12 protein-coding genes are annotated in these 14,526 nt (G+C 46.3%); 8 read left to right on the forward strand and 4 right to left on the reverse strand.

Annotated elements, in window-relative coordinates:
* Nucleotides 1-26: 26 nt before the first annotated feature.
* Both mprF and ABXR35_RS07020 read right to left on the reverse strand, forming a co-directional pair.
* Complete coding sequence (mprF, locus tag ABXR35_RS07015) at nucleotides 27-2,678, reverse strand: bifunctional lysylphosphatidylglycerol flippase/synthetase MprF (protein ID WP_367057380.1); 2,652 nt, start codon at nucleotides 2,676-2,678, stop codon at nucleotides 27-29.
* A gap of 330 nt (nucleotides 2,679-3,008) precedes the next feature.
* Nucleotides 3,009-4,697, reverse strand: a complete 1,689-nt coding sequence (locus tag ABXR35_RS07020; protein ID WP_367057383.1) for a multicopper oxidase family protein — start codon at nucleotides 4,695-4,697, stop codon at nucleotides 3,009-3,011.
* A 388-nt stretch (nucleotides 4,698-5,085) separates the two neighbouring features.
* On the opposite strand from ABXR35_RS07020, the gene ABXR35_RS07025 reads away from it, so the two are divergent.
* Together ABXR35_RS07025 and ABXR35_RS07030 are read left to right on the forward strand one after the other, a co-directional pair.
* Nucleotides 5,086-6,003 carry a cellulose binding domain-containing protein gene (locus ABXR35_RS07025; protein ID WP_367057386.1) on the forward strand — a complete coding sequence of 306 codons (918 nt, stop codon included), beginning with the start codon at nucleotides 5,086-5,088 and terminating at the stop codon, nucleotides 6,001-6,003.
* A 209-nt stretch (nucleotides 6,004-6,212) separates the two neighbouring features.
* Nucleotides 6,213-7,079 carry a VOC family protein gene (locus ABXR35_RS07030; protein WP_367057389.1) on the forward strand — a complete coding sequence of 289 codons (867 nt, stop codon included), beginning with the start codon at nucleotides 6,213-6,215 and terminating at the stop codon, nucleotides 7,077-7,079.
* A gap of 207 nt (nucleotides 7,080-7,286) precedes the next feature.
* On the opposite strand, the gene ABXR35_RS07035 is transcribed toward ABXR35_RS07030, so the two are convergent.
* Nucleotides 7,287-7,712 carry a DUF4190 domain-containing protein gene (locus tag ABXR35_RS07035; RefSeq protein ID WP_367057392.1) on the reverse strand — a complete coding sequence of 142 codons (426 nt, stop codon included), beginning with the start codon at nucleotides 7,710-7,712 and terminating at the stop codon, nucleotides 7,287-7,289.
* Between the two features lie 280 nt (nucleotides 7,713-7,992).
* The gene (locus tag ABXR35_RS07040; protein ID WP_367057395.1) at nucleotides 7,993-8,460 is read right to left on the reverse strand and encodes an IDEAL domain-containing protein; all 468 of its coding nucleotides are present in this window, start codon (nucleotides 8,458-8,460) and stop codon (nucleotides 7,993-7,995) included.
* A gap of 255 nt (nucleotides 8,461-8,715) precedes the next feature.
* Here ABXR35_RS07040 and ABXR35_RS07045 point away from each other — a divergent pair, with 255 nt between their 5' ends.
* The 6 genes from ABXR35_RS07045 (at nucleotide 8,716) to ABXR35_RS07070 (ending at nucleotide 14,499) form a co-directional block, all read left to right on the forward strand.
* On the forward strand, nucleotides 8,716-9,240 hold the full coding sequence (locus tag ABXR35_RS07045) for a mismatch-specific DNA-glycosylase (protein WP_367057398.1): 525 nt from the start codon (nucleotides 8,716-8,718) through the stop codon (nucleotides 9,238-9,240).
* A gap of 227 nt (nucleotides 9,241-9,467) precedes the next feature.
* Nucleotides 9,468-10,058: a TetR/AcrR family transcriptional regulator gene (locus tag ABXR35_RS07050; RefSeq protein WP_367057402.1), complete on the forward strand. Its 591-nt coding sequence runs from the start codon at nucleotides 9,468-9,470 to the stop codon at nucleotides 10,056-10,058.
* Nucleotides 10,059-10,109: 51 nt separating this feature from the next.
* Nucleotides 10,110-11,591 (forward strand): DHA2 family efflux MFS transporter permease subunit, encoded by a 1,482-nt coding sequence (locus ABXR35_RS07055; protein ID WP_367061255.1) that lies wholly within the window; start codon nucleotides 10,110-10,112, stop codon nucleotides 11,589-11,591.
* Between the two features lie 293 nt (nucleotides 11,592-11,884).
* On the forward strand, nucleotides 11,885-12,502 hold the full coding sequence (locus tag ABXR35_RS07060; RefSeq protein WP_367057405.1) for a flavin reductase family protein: 618 nt from the start codon (nucleotides 11,885-11,887) through the stop codon (nucleotides 12,500-12,502).
* A gap of 61 nt (nucleotides 12,503-12,563) precedes the next feature.
* A complete protein-coding gene (locus ABXR35_RS07065; protein WP_367057408.1) occupies nucleotides 12,564-13,379 on the forward strand; it encodes a uroporphyrinogen-III synthase in 816 nt (271 codons plus the stop codon).
* A gap of 178 nt (nucleotides 13,380-13,557) precedes the next feature.
* Nucleotides 13,558-14,499: an oxidoreductase gene (locus ABXR35_RS07070; RefSeq protein ID WP_367057411.1), complete on the forward strand. Its 942-nt coding sequence runs from the start codon at nucleotides 13,558-13,560 to the stop codon at nucleotides 14,497-14,499.
* Nucleotides 14,500-14,526: the final 27 nt, after the last annotated feature.

Below are 14,526 nucleotides of genomic sequence, written 5' to 3' on the forward strand. Positions count from 1 at the left end.
TTTAAATTAGGACGTATAACTATCAGTTAAATGGTATGCTCGGTCTTGCCTGGCTTGCGGGATACGAGGCGTACCAGATCAATAGTCAGGAATGGCAGCTGCATACCTGCTGGATAAGCGAGATAGCGTGCTTCCCATTCTGGTGAAAACTTCTCCTTATATCGACGTAGACCTTCAAAGCCATACCAGTGTCCACCGTATTGGAAGACGAGACGAGCGAGTTTTTCCTCGCGATGTGCATTCACATTTTCGCCCACGCTCGACAAGGGGGACATGCCCAGATTGAAGTAGGAGTAGCCAGATTCTTTTGCCCATTCGATCAGACGAACAAACAGTACATCCATTGTGCCATTAGGTGTTTCATTCAGATGGCGCATTAGATCGATGGACACGGTTCGATTATTATCATAGGCTGGTGCGAGTGTGGCGAAGGCGAGAATGCGACCATTGGCTTCACGCAGCAGTGCAATCGGCGCACGCTGTAGATAGGCTTCATGGAACCAGCCGAGAGAATAAGCTTTCTCTTTACGATCGCCTAGCCACTCATTGGAAATCAATTGCAATTCGCTAATCAATTCAGCCGAGAATGGCGGTTGCAGAACCTCAAACAATTGCCCTTCACGTTCCGATTTGTTTTTAGCGGTGCGCAATCCTTGATTGCTCTTGCCGGATAAGGTGAATGTATCCAATGGTACCAGAGCTTCCTCACCAAGCTTAAAGAAGTTATAGCCATTTTCATGATAGATGGACAGATATTCGGGAGCTGCTTGGTAAAAGACCACAGTAAGCGCGAAATGATCGGCATAACGCTGGAATTCCTGAATAGCAGCGCCAGCCAATGCCTTGTCGCCAATTGGATCACCGAGTACCACTAACTTATCGCGTACACGAGAATACGGAATCAGAATTTTACCTTCTTGCGCCCAATATAACGTTTTGTCACCGAGATACAGCAGATGGCTGAGCAGATTGCCTTGTTGATTTTGTAAAAATTCGCTTAATTTATCCAACTGCTCGGCATCTGGCAAATCCTCTACGTGACGGTTCGGACGTAACGCGAAAATCGCAGCTAGTACGATTAATGCACTGATAAAGGCGATTACTGCGGTAACTGCATATTCATGTGGGTTCAGGAACCATTGCTGTGCTCGTGAAGGCAGGTGACGCAGCAGCGATGGGTGAATCTGCGAACCGACCAGATAGTAGCATAAGGATGAAATGAAGGCGAGTACGACCCAGACACCGATACTACGCGGCGACAGGCTGGCACTTTCGCGATTGAATTTGGCGCGCGATACCCATAGGATGATCGCGACGATGACTAGAATGATCGCTTCTTCATAATCAAAGCCCTTGGCAAAGGTAAATACCGCACCAGCAATCAGTAAGCCTGCCGTCCATACAAAGGCACGGCGGATACGCAGCGAAATACCGCGTGAAACGATAATCAGCATAATACCAATGACAACCGACAACTGCTCCGAAAAGCGCATAATCGGCAGGGATAGAATATTTTCCATAAACCGCATTCGTTCTATCAAGCCCGGTGTAGCTGCGGACAGCAGCAGGATGATTCCGCTCGCTAGTACAAGCTTACCGAGTGCCCATGCACCTAGATCGCCAAGCAAGCCGAATTGTGAAGGCCAGCCCCAGAATTTGGTCCATGCATTGCGCGAGGAATCGAATCCGTTTGTAACCATGTCCTTCATCTGTCTGCGACTTGGCGTAATCTCGAAAGCCGCTAGTACAAGACCAATCAACCACGGAATAAGGAAATAGAACAGGCGGAACAAGACAAGCGCTGTAATCGCGCGAGTAGAATCGACCCCAATCGTTTGCAGGCCAAGCAATGCAGTCAGGTCAAATGCTCCGATGCCGCCCGGTGCCATACTGATAATACCAGCAATAGCCGCCACGACATAGATTCCGATCGCTGTTGCAAAAGGCAGATGATCCAGATCGTGATACAGGATCAACCAAAATAAGACAGCCGCACATGCCCATTCCAGAAAGGATGCACCAACCGAAGCGATGACGATACTCCACGGCAACTTGCCTTCGCCTTCTTTGTGAAACCATTTGGCGAATAGAGAGGAGCGCTGCATCAGTAGGAAGAACGGTAAGTACAGCGATACACCCCAAACGGCAAAGCGTAGCCACGGATGTGCATCGAACATAGGCTCGACAGGGAAGATGCCGATAATCGTCAGCCAGCCCAGCAGCGACAGACCAACCAGAATGATCGGTGACAGAAACAGAATCGCCGAACCCATCGTTTTGATTGGAACACCGCTCTTTTTGTATAAAATCGCGCGTAGTCCAACACCCGTCAGACCCGCAAAGCCGATCATGTTATTGAAGGTGTTGGCGATCCACGCATAGCGGAAGGCTGCTTTCCATTCCACATCCATTTTGAAATGTTTGCGCAATAAATAATCGTAAGTACTCATCGCCGATACGGCAATAAACGAAGCCAGCGAGATTTGAATAATCGCTGACACTGGCATCCGGTGCAACTCAAATAACACGCGACCCAGATTGATATGTTGAATTTCCTTGCGTCCCTGAATAATAATAATCACCAGTATAATAACCGGGATTAGAATTTTAATAATACGTGCCCTGAACAGGGCTGTGATCAATTGAAGTATTTTAAGCTTGCGCAGCGATTCTCTCATGAGATTATGAACTCCACCTTTGTCGATATAATGGGCGATTGCTGGATGATTCCATGACAGGAATTGCGGTCTCTGCGTTGCCGAAATTCACATTTGTCGATATCTGCTCAGATACTACATCGGTATAATGTGGAGCATCCATAAATGCTTTCCAAATAAAGCCTGTTACTATTGTATAACACCATTCCGATAAAGTTAAATGCGTTTACAGCAAAAAGACGCCGCCATAGATAGAAATGCACATGCTCTATCATAAGGGAGGACGTCTTTGTATTGGATACAGGAATGTCATAAATCAGTAATGTTCGTCTAACGAGCGGAGAAGTTATGTTATTCCGAAATATTATCGATGCTCTGATCGGGTTGATAGGGAGATTGAAAGTCTTCATAATTGAAGTCGATCATCATGCCCATTGAAGCATGATGAAGCTCATGACAATGAAGCATCCAGTTGCCCGGGTTGTTGGCACGGACGGCGATTTCGTACGTTTCACCCGGACGTACATTGAGCGTGTCTTTCCAGACAGGAGAGCCAGTTGCCGTCTTACCATTACGCGATAACACCTGAAAGACGTGTCCATGCAAATGCATCGGATGATCTTCATTGCCAGAAGGAGCAGATAAAGTGATTTTGACTGTATCGCCGGTTCGTACGGTGAGTGCCTTGAGGTCGGCATAGGCTTCATCATTGATCGTATATGCCATTTTGCCATTGCTGACACCCATGCTCAGCTTCAGATCATATTGACGATCATAGTTCTGATTCAAGGTAAAGGTAGATGCAGACGGTTGTCCATACGTCATCAGATCCAACACCTGCCAGCCAGATACATCTGTAGTGGTAAGATGCTGCTGTTGACGTGATACTTCCTCATTCACCTGCTGTACATTCGGTTTCTGTCCTTGAGCGGATACAACGACTGGCAAACGCATCGAACGAGCAAAATCAGAATCACCTACTGCTCCAATCGTCGTAATTCCTTGGTCGATAGCGGTAAATACAAGATCATACCGTTCCCCGGGAGCGATACGGAGTAGACCATTACTCAGCTTCTGAGGCTTATAAATATCTTCTCCATCTGTCGAGACGATTTGATAAGAGGAGAGCGGAAGATATAGCAGATGTGTCATATTGCCTGCATTTACGAAGCGAAGGCGTACCTGCTGACCGGTATTTACGTACAGTGGATCTATCCGATTGCCACTGCGTCCATTGATCGTATACAGATTGTAAGCACCCATATTGCTGTTTAGTGCCGTTGTATTCTCTGCTGTATCCGCAGGATGGGTATGGGGATCATTCCATTCAGCCAGTACAAAGGTACGATCAAGATCATCAGTCTGCGTCTTCTTCGGATGAACGACAAATGTACCGTATAATCCGCGACCGATCTGGTTTAGGCTATCCTGATGCGAGTGATACCAGTATGTTCCAGCATGCAGCGCTTGAAAGGTATACGTAAATGTTTTGCCGGGTTGAACAGCATCCTGCGTGACACCGGGGACACCATCCATTGCGTTGGGCAGAACGACACCATGAAAATGAATCGTTACTGGCACATCGAGCTTATTTTTCAAATGAACGGTAACAGTGTCACCTTCCGTCACTTGAATTTGTGGACCGGGTACAGAGTTGTTGAATGTCCATACCGGTACATATTTCCCTTTTTCTACTTCTAAATTAGAGGCTTGAGCAGTCAATGTGACTTCCTTGCCATTGACGATCTGCGGATCGGTAGTCACTTGATCTGGAGTAGTAGAGCTACTGCCTTCCGGTGCAGCCATGCTGCTCATATCGCCATGACTCATACGATGACCGGATGTAGTATCTGTCTGTGAAGCAGTAGAGGATGCAGCAGGTGAGGGCTGTTGATGTTGGGTATGCTGGTCTGCGGCAGAATCCGATGAGGCGGAGCTACATGCGCTCAATAGAACGAGCATGCAGACACACAGAATCATACCTAACCATAAAAAATAACGGCTTGTATGCCGATTGGATCGAATAGGCAATAATGTCAACGATCATCTCTCCCAAATTTAAAATAATCAACAAAAAGGGACATCTAGTCTTATCTTATTATGCCGCAACATCATCATTTGTAGGTCTAATGGAATTGTCGGTTTGTTGACGATTGCATCTTCTCGTCTATCTGCAATTGATGACAAAAATGTTATAATTTGAGCTTGGTAAGTGTTTTATTTGTAACATTGCGGTTTAATAATGATGCACATGGCTCAAAAGTGAACAGATTCACACAAGAGTGAACCGTTTCCAAACCGTAATAATGATTGATGAAAGGAGGGACGTGCAACATCCACACATAGAGTTCTGAGCCGAATACTTAACAGCACGATTCCGCATACAGAAACCCATACTTCATACTCATACAAACGGAGGTAGATGATAATGATGAACATGTCTAAAAAAGCTTCAGCTATTCTAGCTGCATCCATTCTAGCAACTGGAGGTAGCTTCTTTGCTGCGCCAAGTGCGCATGCTGCTATTCAATCCAATGTGGTAGCCAACGATATTGCTTGGAATAACACATCTGCACCAGCAGCACCAGCCAATGTAGCTGCACGTGCAGGCTCCAATCAAGTGGTATTGACTTGGTCACCAGTTGATAACGCTAGTAGCTACGAAGTGCGCCGTTACGATGTGATCAACAACACCTACAATAGTGTACAATCCAATACGTATACCGTGCTCACAACAGGTGTGACAGATGCGGTGTACGCAGATACATCGGTTACCAATGGTCAAGTATACGGTTATGTGGTGAATGCAGTACTGGCTGACGGTCAAGTGACGCAGATGTCTGCACCGGTTGTAGCAGCACCAGTGAATCGTTCTGCCAATGTGAGCCAATCGCTTGTATTGCAGTACAAAGCGAATGGAAGTGGTTCCGGTTCGATTCGTCCAACTATCAATATTATGAATACTGGTACAGAGGATGTGAATCTGAGCGATATTCGTGTTCGTTACTACTTCACTGGCGGTAACGGTTTGACTGCACGCGATGTCTCCATGAACAGCGTGCCATTTAGCACGAATAATGTAGAAGCTCATATCGTTAATATGGAGCAGCCGCAATCCGGTGCAGATAGTTATGTAGAGCTGATCTTTAACGCGGAAGCGGGAATTATTCCTGCTGGCGGAGATAGCGGAGACATTAGCTTTACGGTACAAAGAACATCTGGCGGTAACTCGTCCTCCGACTATTCCTATAGCGATAACACCTCCATGGCAGACAACAACAAAATCGTTGTCTACTATCAAGGTGGTCCAGTTTGGGGGACTGATCCGGGTGTAACGGAAGAATAATCATCATGTAACGCATGAGCATGAACAGAACTATACACTAAATCACATAGCGGACATTTGTCTTCATTGTAGCGGCAATGAAGACAAATGTCCGCTTTTATCGTTGGATTTCTTCACCGATCGGCCGCTATTTTACCGCTTGCATAGTTGCTTACAAAATGTTATTATAGTTACAAATAATAACTTGATTAACGAAAGGAACTTACCTTATGAATACTTCCACTATTCATCCCGCACTTGAAATCGGACTTGTCAAAATCAAAGTGAGCCAGCTAGAGCGTTCGGTTACTTATTATTCGGATATCATCGGGCTAAGCGTACTGAGCCAAACGGAAACGACTGCTGAAATGACAGCAGACGGTCATACACCACTGCTTATTATCGAAGAAGTCCCCAATGCCACGATTCCACGTCGTCAATCGGTAGCAGGCTTGTATCATTTTGCGATTCTACTGCCTGATCGCACAAGCCTTGGACTGGCATTACGTAATCTTGCAGAGCATCGCCAGCCGATTGGACAGGGCGACCACCTTGTCAGCGAAGCGCTATATCTGTATGATCCAGACAACAACGGGATTGAAGTATATGCTGATCGCCCACGTTCTACATGGCAAAAAGACGAGCATGGTTACTACATCATGGGCACGGAGCCAGTGGATGTGGACGGCTTGTTGGAACTGGCAGAAGGCAAGCCATGGACTGGGCTGCCTGCTGGTACGAAGATTGGACATGTGCATTTCCACGTTTCTAATTTGGAGGAAGTGCGCAAATTTTATGTCGATGTACTTGGGTTTGAGATTGTGTTAACTGACAATCGTTCGGTACTATTTATTGCTGCTGGCGGCTATCATCATCATATGGGGCTGAATACATGGGCTGGCGTAGGCGCACCCAAAGCACCCGCCAATTCTACAGGTATCGACTATTACACTTTGCAATTGCCAGATCATGCTGCTTTGCAGGAGGTAGCAGATCGTATCACAGCAGCGGGCTTGCCATTTGAACAGGGGCAGGATGAATTGTGGATCACTGATCCGTCCAATATCCGTGTGCGTCTGTATGTACCAACTGCGTAATTGAAGATTGATCATTACTATACAAAATCATCACACAAAAAGGGTAGAGCCATATGCGGCTCTACCCTTTTGACGATCTTATGAACTGGCTAAACAATTGCTATGCTGAATATGAGTATTGTACCCATTGGAATCAGCGATCTGCTAACCTCGCGAAAGAGGAATATCCTGTTTCATGTATCTAATGGAGCTCGATATTTGCTTGGTTTAGTAGAAATCAGATGTTCCATCCTGTTGGAATGTAGGCGACCAGTAATCTGTACCGGTATCCGTCGACTCCCCAATGGACATAATGATTGCAAATACAACAAATGCAATCAAGGCGACGTGCATCAGAAAACCGATAATGGCACAAATCAGCCCACTGATTGCCATGCCTCTGCCGCCTTCCATACGTCGCGAAATTTCCTTAAGTGCTAGAATACCAAAAATGACACCTAGTATCCCGAGAATGATACCAATCCCCGGTAAAAAGAAAATCGTCACAATTGATGAGATACCAAGCACGAGCGCAGCGATGGCTTTGCCGTTGTTTGGGCGTGGTCCATAAGGATAGTATGGATCATAGTTACCGTAAGGGGGTTGAGAATCGTACGGTGGCGGTGATTGATAGGGTGGGCGGTTCGGGTCCATAGTTGTTCCTCCTTCATCTATATGTATATGCGGAATTCCGTCTGTGGTGATTCGGCTATATACTATGTATTCAACCATCTTTTCTATCATAGCAACATTTTTCTAGAAAAGCATACCCATACATACTATTTATTTATAAAAAGGTTTCAAGATTGTGCGCAATCGCTAGAATTTGCCGTACGTCGCTAATGAGTGGACATAAAAATAGGACCTTTCGCAAAGGGAAAGGTCCTGATCGTGAACGGCTACGCGATACAAGATGCGTTTGCCGGTGTAATCATTACATAGAGCTGGATACGGAGCTTGGCAACGGACGAGTCATGTTCAGATAAGCAGCAGTTAATTCTTCAAACCATTGTTTGTCTTTGACTACCAATGCGAGATCAATCATCGCTTTGAGTTGTTCGGCTTCCAGTGCAACATGATCTTGGAAGGAAATCTCAGCTGTTGCATATACTTCGCCATGTGCATCTTGTTTCATGAATACGCGGATCGTGCTGTCCATATATTCTTGACGCAGGAAGTAGATGACTTCGCTCATCAGAATCGGGCGGGAGTGTGTAGGATATACGCAGTCCATAACTTTAACCCAGTAATGCTTGTTGGACAATTCTACTTCGCCTTCGGTATTGATCAGGCGGCTGTCTGCTTCAATATGATAGTTGAGTTCCATGGATTGTACAGGGAAGTTGCGGTTCAATTGTTTATGGAGGACAGCATAAATTTGCTTTTCGTTTAATGTAATCATGCCAATCATTCCTTTGCTATATTCTCGGATTGTTAAGTTATGGTGCCTGACGATTCGTCGCATGAGGCAGTGTCGGTCGCTGTCTGTCCATAAGTCTCATTCAGCGTTTAAGTGTTAAGTGAAAGTGTGTTTTACCTGTCGTTGAATAAATATATCGGTCAATAGTCACGGATATTGTATAGTATTTATGTCGAAAAAGATAAAAAAATGCTGAAAATGTTAAATTTTATAGCAAAAGCAAACGGAGGAACCATCGTGCCAACTATTCCTGATCATGTACAATCCCAACTAGATATCCTGTTTATCGGCTTCAATCCTAGTCTTCGTTCTGGTGAAGTAGGTCATCATTATGCGAACCCGCGCAATCGGTTTTGGCAGATTTTGTATCGTTCTGGCTTGACACCTCGTCTATATCTGCCCGACGAGGATAGTGATCTGCTGGAGCTGGGGTATGGATTTACCAATATTGTGTCGCGTCCTACCCGCGGTATAGATGATATTTTGCCAGAAGAATATGCTCAGGGACGATTGGAGTTGAGAGCCAAGCTAACGGAATATCGTCCGCATATCGCTTGTTTTGTCGGAAAGGGTGTATATACGCAGTACAGTAAAAAAGCAAAAGCGCCTTGGGGATTTCAGAATGAGTCGATTACGGAAGGTGTGCGTGAATTTGTTGCGCCATCCTCTAGTGGGTTAGTTCGCATGCCGCTGGATGATATTGTCGATATTTATCGCGAATTAAAGGAAGAACTGGATGTGTGGAAAGAAGGACAAGCATAGATTATTGTTCAAGTGATGCTTGCTGATGAAGTTTCATAGGATGTAGAAGTTTACATGGATTTGATTGAAGTTAACGATGAGATCATGATTATTTGGTATAAGTTATGTATCGGTTTACATGCAAGCATTTTAAATTGCAAATGAATTGACTTTTAAAATATTTTACGCTTTAATTATATAGACCAATCGTTATAATTGGACGGGCGATGAAAAAGGATGTGATGAGATTGGGCGAAAAGTCCAATGCGAAGGAACAAATTATCGATACGGCAGCCCGGCTGTTCTTTTCACAGGGATACCATGCGACAGGGCTCAGCCAGATTATTAAGGAAAGCGAAACTCCAAAAGGATCGCTGTATCATTATTTTCCGAATGGTAAGGAGCAACTGGCCCTCGTGTGTATACAGGAGGCCAATAAGCATGTCACGGCAAAGTTCCAGCACACCTTTGGCAAGCATGAGCGAACAGGTGACGCTGTTTATCATTTTGTACATGATATGGCGCTGGAAACGGAAGCGTCGGGATATACTGGCTTTATTCCGTTTAGTTTCTGGGCGGCGGTGGAAACGTCTTGCATTAGTGATGCGCTACGGACGGCGTGCAAGCAGGTGTTTGCCGATTGGCAGCAAATTATTGCGGAGCGTCTGCTACTAGAGGGTGCAAGTCCAGAGGAGGCACAGGATGGCGGTTTACTAACGCTGTCCATGATGGAAGGCGCACTCATTATCAGCCTGACCAACCAGAATAACAAGCCGCTGCTGACGGCTGCGAAATATTTATCCATGGTCATGAAAAGCTATGGAGATTCAGTAAAATAACTACACATAGACAGAAAGATTGTCAAGGAGGATGGGCACGTGGATGCTTCCATGAAAAATGATTCTGCACAGAATCAACAAGAAACAACGCAATATAAGGTGGCACCGATTTTGTTCGCCATGCTGCTGAGTGGATTTATCGGCCTATTCGGCGAAACGGCGTTAAATGTAGCGATTACGCCGCTTATGGGTGTATTGGGTATAGGAGCGACTACGATTCAATGGCTGACCACTGGCTACTTGCTCGTCATGGGTATTCTTGTTCCCGTATCAGGCTTGTTGCTGCAATGGTTTTCGACAAGACAGCTGTTCACCACGTCACTGATCTTCTCGATTGCTGGTACGCTGGTGGCGGCGATGGCGCCAAGCTTTGAAGTATTGATGATTGCACGTTTGCTGCAAGCGGTCGGTACGGCATTGCTGCTGCCATTGATGTTTAATACCATTCTCGTTATTTTCCCAGTAGAAAAGCGCGGTTCTGCGATGGGATTGATTGGTCTCGTTATTATGTTCGCTCCGGCAAGTGGGCCAGCCATCTCAGGTCTGATTCTGGCGAATCTGACATGGCACTGGATTTTCTGGATTTCACTGCCGTTCTTCATTATCTCGCTGCTGTTCGGTCTGAAATTCCTGCCGAACATCTCGCGTCTGACTAAGCCGAAGATCGATGTATTGTCGATTGTGCTGTCTACGCTTGGATTTGGCGGAATCGTATACGGATTCAGTAGCGCTGGTGGACACGGGGATGCAGGTAGCGGTTGGAGCAATCCTATTGTTATTGTGACACTCGCGATTGGAGTTATTTCCTTGCTCCTATTCAGTATCCGTCAGCTACGGATGGAGCAACCGATGATTGATCTGCGCGCGTTCCGTTATCCGATGTTTACGATTGGCTTGATCCTTGTCTTCATTTGTATGATGATGATTTTGTCATCGATGCTGATTTTGCCAATGTACTTGCAGCAAGGATTGGCACTGACAGCTCTGGCAGCAGGCTTGATTCTACTTCCAGGAAGTCTGCTGAACGGTTTCCTGTCGCCAGTCATGGGTCGTTTGTTTGACAAATTCGGTCCGAAATGGCTCGTAACGATTGGTATGGCAGTGGTAGCAGTTGTGCTGTTTATTTATACAAGTATTGATGCGTCTACGCCGGTTGGTCTGATTATTACGCTGCATATCTTTATGATGGTCGGCATTTCGATGATTATGATGCCAGCGCAGACCAATGGTCTGAATCAGCTGCCAAGTCACTTCTATCCGCATGGTACGGCAATTATGAATACTCTTCAACAAGTGGCAGGTGCGATTGGTACAGCCCTGGCAGTAAGTATTCTGAGTGCTGGTCAAGCTAGCTATCTTAGCGGTGTTGCTGATCCGTCCAGCCAAGCGAATCAAGCGATGGCATTTACAACTGGTATCCAGCACTCCTTTATCTTTGCGCTGGTGCTGGCGATTGTTGGACTGGTCTGCTCGTTCTTTGTGAAACGTGTCATTGTGAACAAGCAAGCAGGCGCACAAGGTCCGATGCACTAAGAGAGCGTCTATTTTGCTTGAGCGAATCCGATGAATTGGATATAAATACTGGGATTCTGATTCGATTGAGAGAATACTAGAATGAGATTACACATAGCCTCGGTCTTCAAATGATGAAGATCGGGGTTATTTTGTATGAAGATTGCAGTTATGTTTTGATATCAGCTTTTGTCTTGAAGCATAATGGAGAGAGGCTGGATTCATGCTTACCGCTAAGGGTGAACTTCAACCATTTCGCTGCACTCTGAATTTTGATATGCTGAATCCACTTTTCAATTACAGGAGGTTTTTTCATGATTACGATTGATCCGCAATCTATTACCAATATTCAAAATTACAAGCTTGTGACCGGTTCTGTGATTCCGCGTCCGATCGCATGGGTCAGCACCTTATCGGAAACGGATGTATATAATATTGCACCGTTTAGTTATTTTAACATCGTTGCCTCTGATCCGCCGATTGTATCGGTGTCGGTTGCGCGGCGCGAAGGGCAGATGAAGGATACAGCACGCAACATTATCGCTCGCGAAGAATTGGTGATTCATGTTGTCAGTGAAGAATTGACAGAGCAAATGAATATGACCGGCGCAACGCTGCCACCGGATCAAAGTGAATTGGAATTGACCAATCTTACAACAGTACCAAGCGATAAAATCGCTGTGCCGGGAATCGCCGAAGCGCTTGTACGCTTTGAATGCAAATTGGAAAAGCATATCCCGATCCAAAACGATCAAGGTGAAATTGTACAGGATCTGCTGCTTGCACGTATCCTGTGGTATCATTTTGATGAAAAGGTGATTGATGCCGACAAGTTTTACATTCATGCCGCCGAACTGAAACCGGTAGCACGTATTGCTGGGAATGAATACGCACGTTTGACAGATCCGTTTGTTGTAGAGCGTCCGCTTTAATTCAATAGGCAAAAAAGCTATCGGAACCGTTTTGGCAAAACAGACAGAGGGGGAGCATGTTTTGACCAGAGCTATGGAAGGAAAAACAATCGTCATCGGAGGTTCGCGTAAGCTGGACGAGATGACATCACTGATTGTGAAGCAGGGCGCACAGGCTGTCGTTCGTTCGCTTCAAGGAATGACCATGTTTAAGGAAGAGGAAATGGAGCAGGAGCTGAGACAGGTCATCGCAGATAAGCCCGATTGGTTTGTATTTACAACTGGAATCGGAACAGCAGCATTGTTTGCAGCTGCGGATCGTCTTGGTATTGGCGAAGCGTTCCGCGAAACGGTACGGGGTGCACGTATTGCCATTCGCGGCTACAAGACGTACAGTGCTCTCAAATCTGAGGAACTTGCACCGGATGTGCGCGATTCTGATGGTACGGTTCGAGGGCTAGAGGAGCAATTGGAGTCAGTGGATTTGCACGGGGCGCGTATCTGGGTGCAGCTGCATGGCGAACCTGCGCCGACACTTGTTTCTTTTTTGGAGCAAAAGGGGGCTGCTAGCGTTCACACGCTGCTACCGTATCTGAGCATCCCGCCCGAACCGGATACACTAGAGCAGTTGCGGCGAGAGATTGAGCAGCAGACGGTGCATGCTATTTGCTTTACAACGGCAGTACAGGTGCGGCATCTATTCGTTCATGCTACAGAACATGGATATGCAGAGCAGCTGCGTGAAGCGCTGCATGGTCCGATATTAGCAGTATCTGTTGGCAAAGTTACCTCCGAAGCGCTTCGTCAGGAGCAGATTACACGCATTGTTGCGCCAGATAATGAGCGTATGGGTGCAATGATTGTTGAAATGGCGCGTTACTATGAGCAGCAGTCCTGATCTTCAGGGCTGCTGTTTGTTTATGATTGTGCGAAATTGGGTTTTGCGGGTAAATGAAAGTATACTATAAAGTAATGAAGCAACCTACGTTCTGTCCGCAGTAAGGATGGGCGGTACTTTACCTTGCATTACAGTTGAATAGTAGCAGACATAACCACAATAGACGGGAGAGGATTATATGAGTACACAATGGACAGTAGAGCAAATACCTGATCTTACAGATAAGCGGGTTGTCATTACCGGCGGCAGTGGTGGTCTTGGACTAGAGACCGCAAGAGCATTGGCTGCACATGGAGCAAGCCTGATATTAGCGGTACGGAATTTGAAAAAGGGTCATCAGGCAGCAGTCGAGCTACTGCATCAATATCCTCGATCCAAGGTTGAAGTCATGCACTTGGATCTCGCTGACCTCGAAAGTGTACATCAGTTTAGCCAAACCTATATCCAGCGTTATTCATCGCTAGACATCCTGATCAACAATGCAGGAGTGATGATTCCGCCGCTTGGACGAACAGTGCAGGGCTTTGAGCTGCAATTTGGCAGTAACCATCTCGGTCACTTTGCACTGACTGGTGAGCTGCTGCCGGTGCTGCTGGATACACCAGACTCGCGTGTAATTACCCTGAGCAGTATCGCTGCACGCAGTGGATACATTTATTTCAACAATCTGAACGCTCAGATTGGTTATAGCGCGATGAAATTTTATGGTCAAAGCAAGCTTGCCAACCTGCTATTCGCCCGCGAACTGCAAAAACGCCTGCAAGCAACCGGCGCATCAACGATCAGCATCGCCGCCCATCCCGGCGTCGCCAACACCAACCTGATCTCCCGCGGCTCTGGACAAAAAGCCGGCAAAGCCGCAAGCTTCCTGTGGGGCTTAGTCAGCCAATCCGCCGAAATGGGTGCCCTGCCAACATTATATGCAGCTACAAACCCATCGCTAAAAGGCGGCGAATACATCGGTCCCGACGGTAAAGGTAGCCGCAAAGGCTACCCACACATCGACCGCACCTTCGAACACAAATACAACGCCACCACCGCCGACAAGCTCTGGAAACTCTCCGAAGACATGACCGGCGTCTACTACCAATTCCGCCAACCACAAGCCATCGAAGAATAAGTACCAATCCGCTACGTATCCATAGTT

Origin of the sequence: Paenibacillus sp. JQZ6Y-1 (assembly GCF_040719145.1) — a bacterium.
Classification (GTDB): Bacteria; Bacillota; Bacilli; order Paenibacillales; family Paenibacillaceae; genus Saccharibacillus; species Saccharibacillus kandeliae.

Bases quoted from the DNA above. Each gene is read 5' to 3' on its own strand.
- mprF (WP_367057380.1), bottom strand. From the start codon at position 2,678: ATGAGAGAATCGCTGCGCAAGCTTAAAATACTTCAATTGATCACAGCC.
- ABXR35_RS07025 (WP_367057386.1), top strand. From the start codon at position 5,086: ATGATGAACATGTCTAAAAAAGCTTCAGCTATTCTAGCTGCATCCATT.
- ABXR35_RS07030 (WP_367057389.1), top strand. From the start codon at position 6,213: ATGAATACTTCCACTATTCATCCCGCACTTGAAATCGGACTTGTCAAA.
- ABXR35_RS07035 (WP_367057392.1), bottom strand. From the start codon at position 7,712: ATGGACCCGAACCGCCCACCCTATCAATCACCGCCACCGTACGATTCT.
- ABXR35_RS07040 (WP_367057395.1), bottom strand. From the start codon at position 8,460: ATGATTACATTAAACGAAAAGCAAATTTATGCTGTCCTCCATAAACAA.
- ABXR35_RS07055 (WP_367061255.1), top strand. From the start codon at position 10,110: ATGAAAAATGATTCTGCACAGAATCAACAAGAAACAACGCAATATAAG.
- ABXR35_RS07060 (WP_367057405.1), top strand. From the start codon at position 11,885: ATGATTACGATTGATCCGCAATCTATTACCAATATTCAAAATTACAAG.
- ABXR35_RS07070 (WP_367057411.1), top strand. From the start codon at position 13,558: ATGAGTACACAATGGACAGTAGAGCAAATACCTGATCTTACAGATAAG.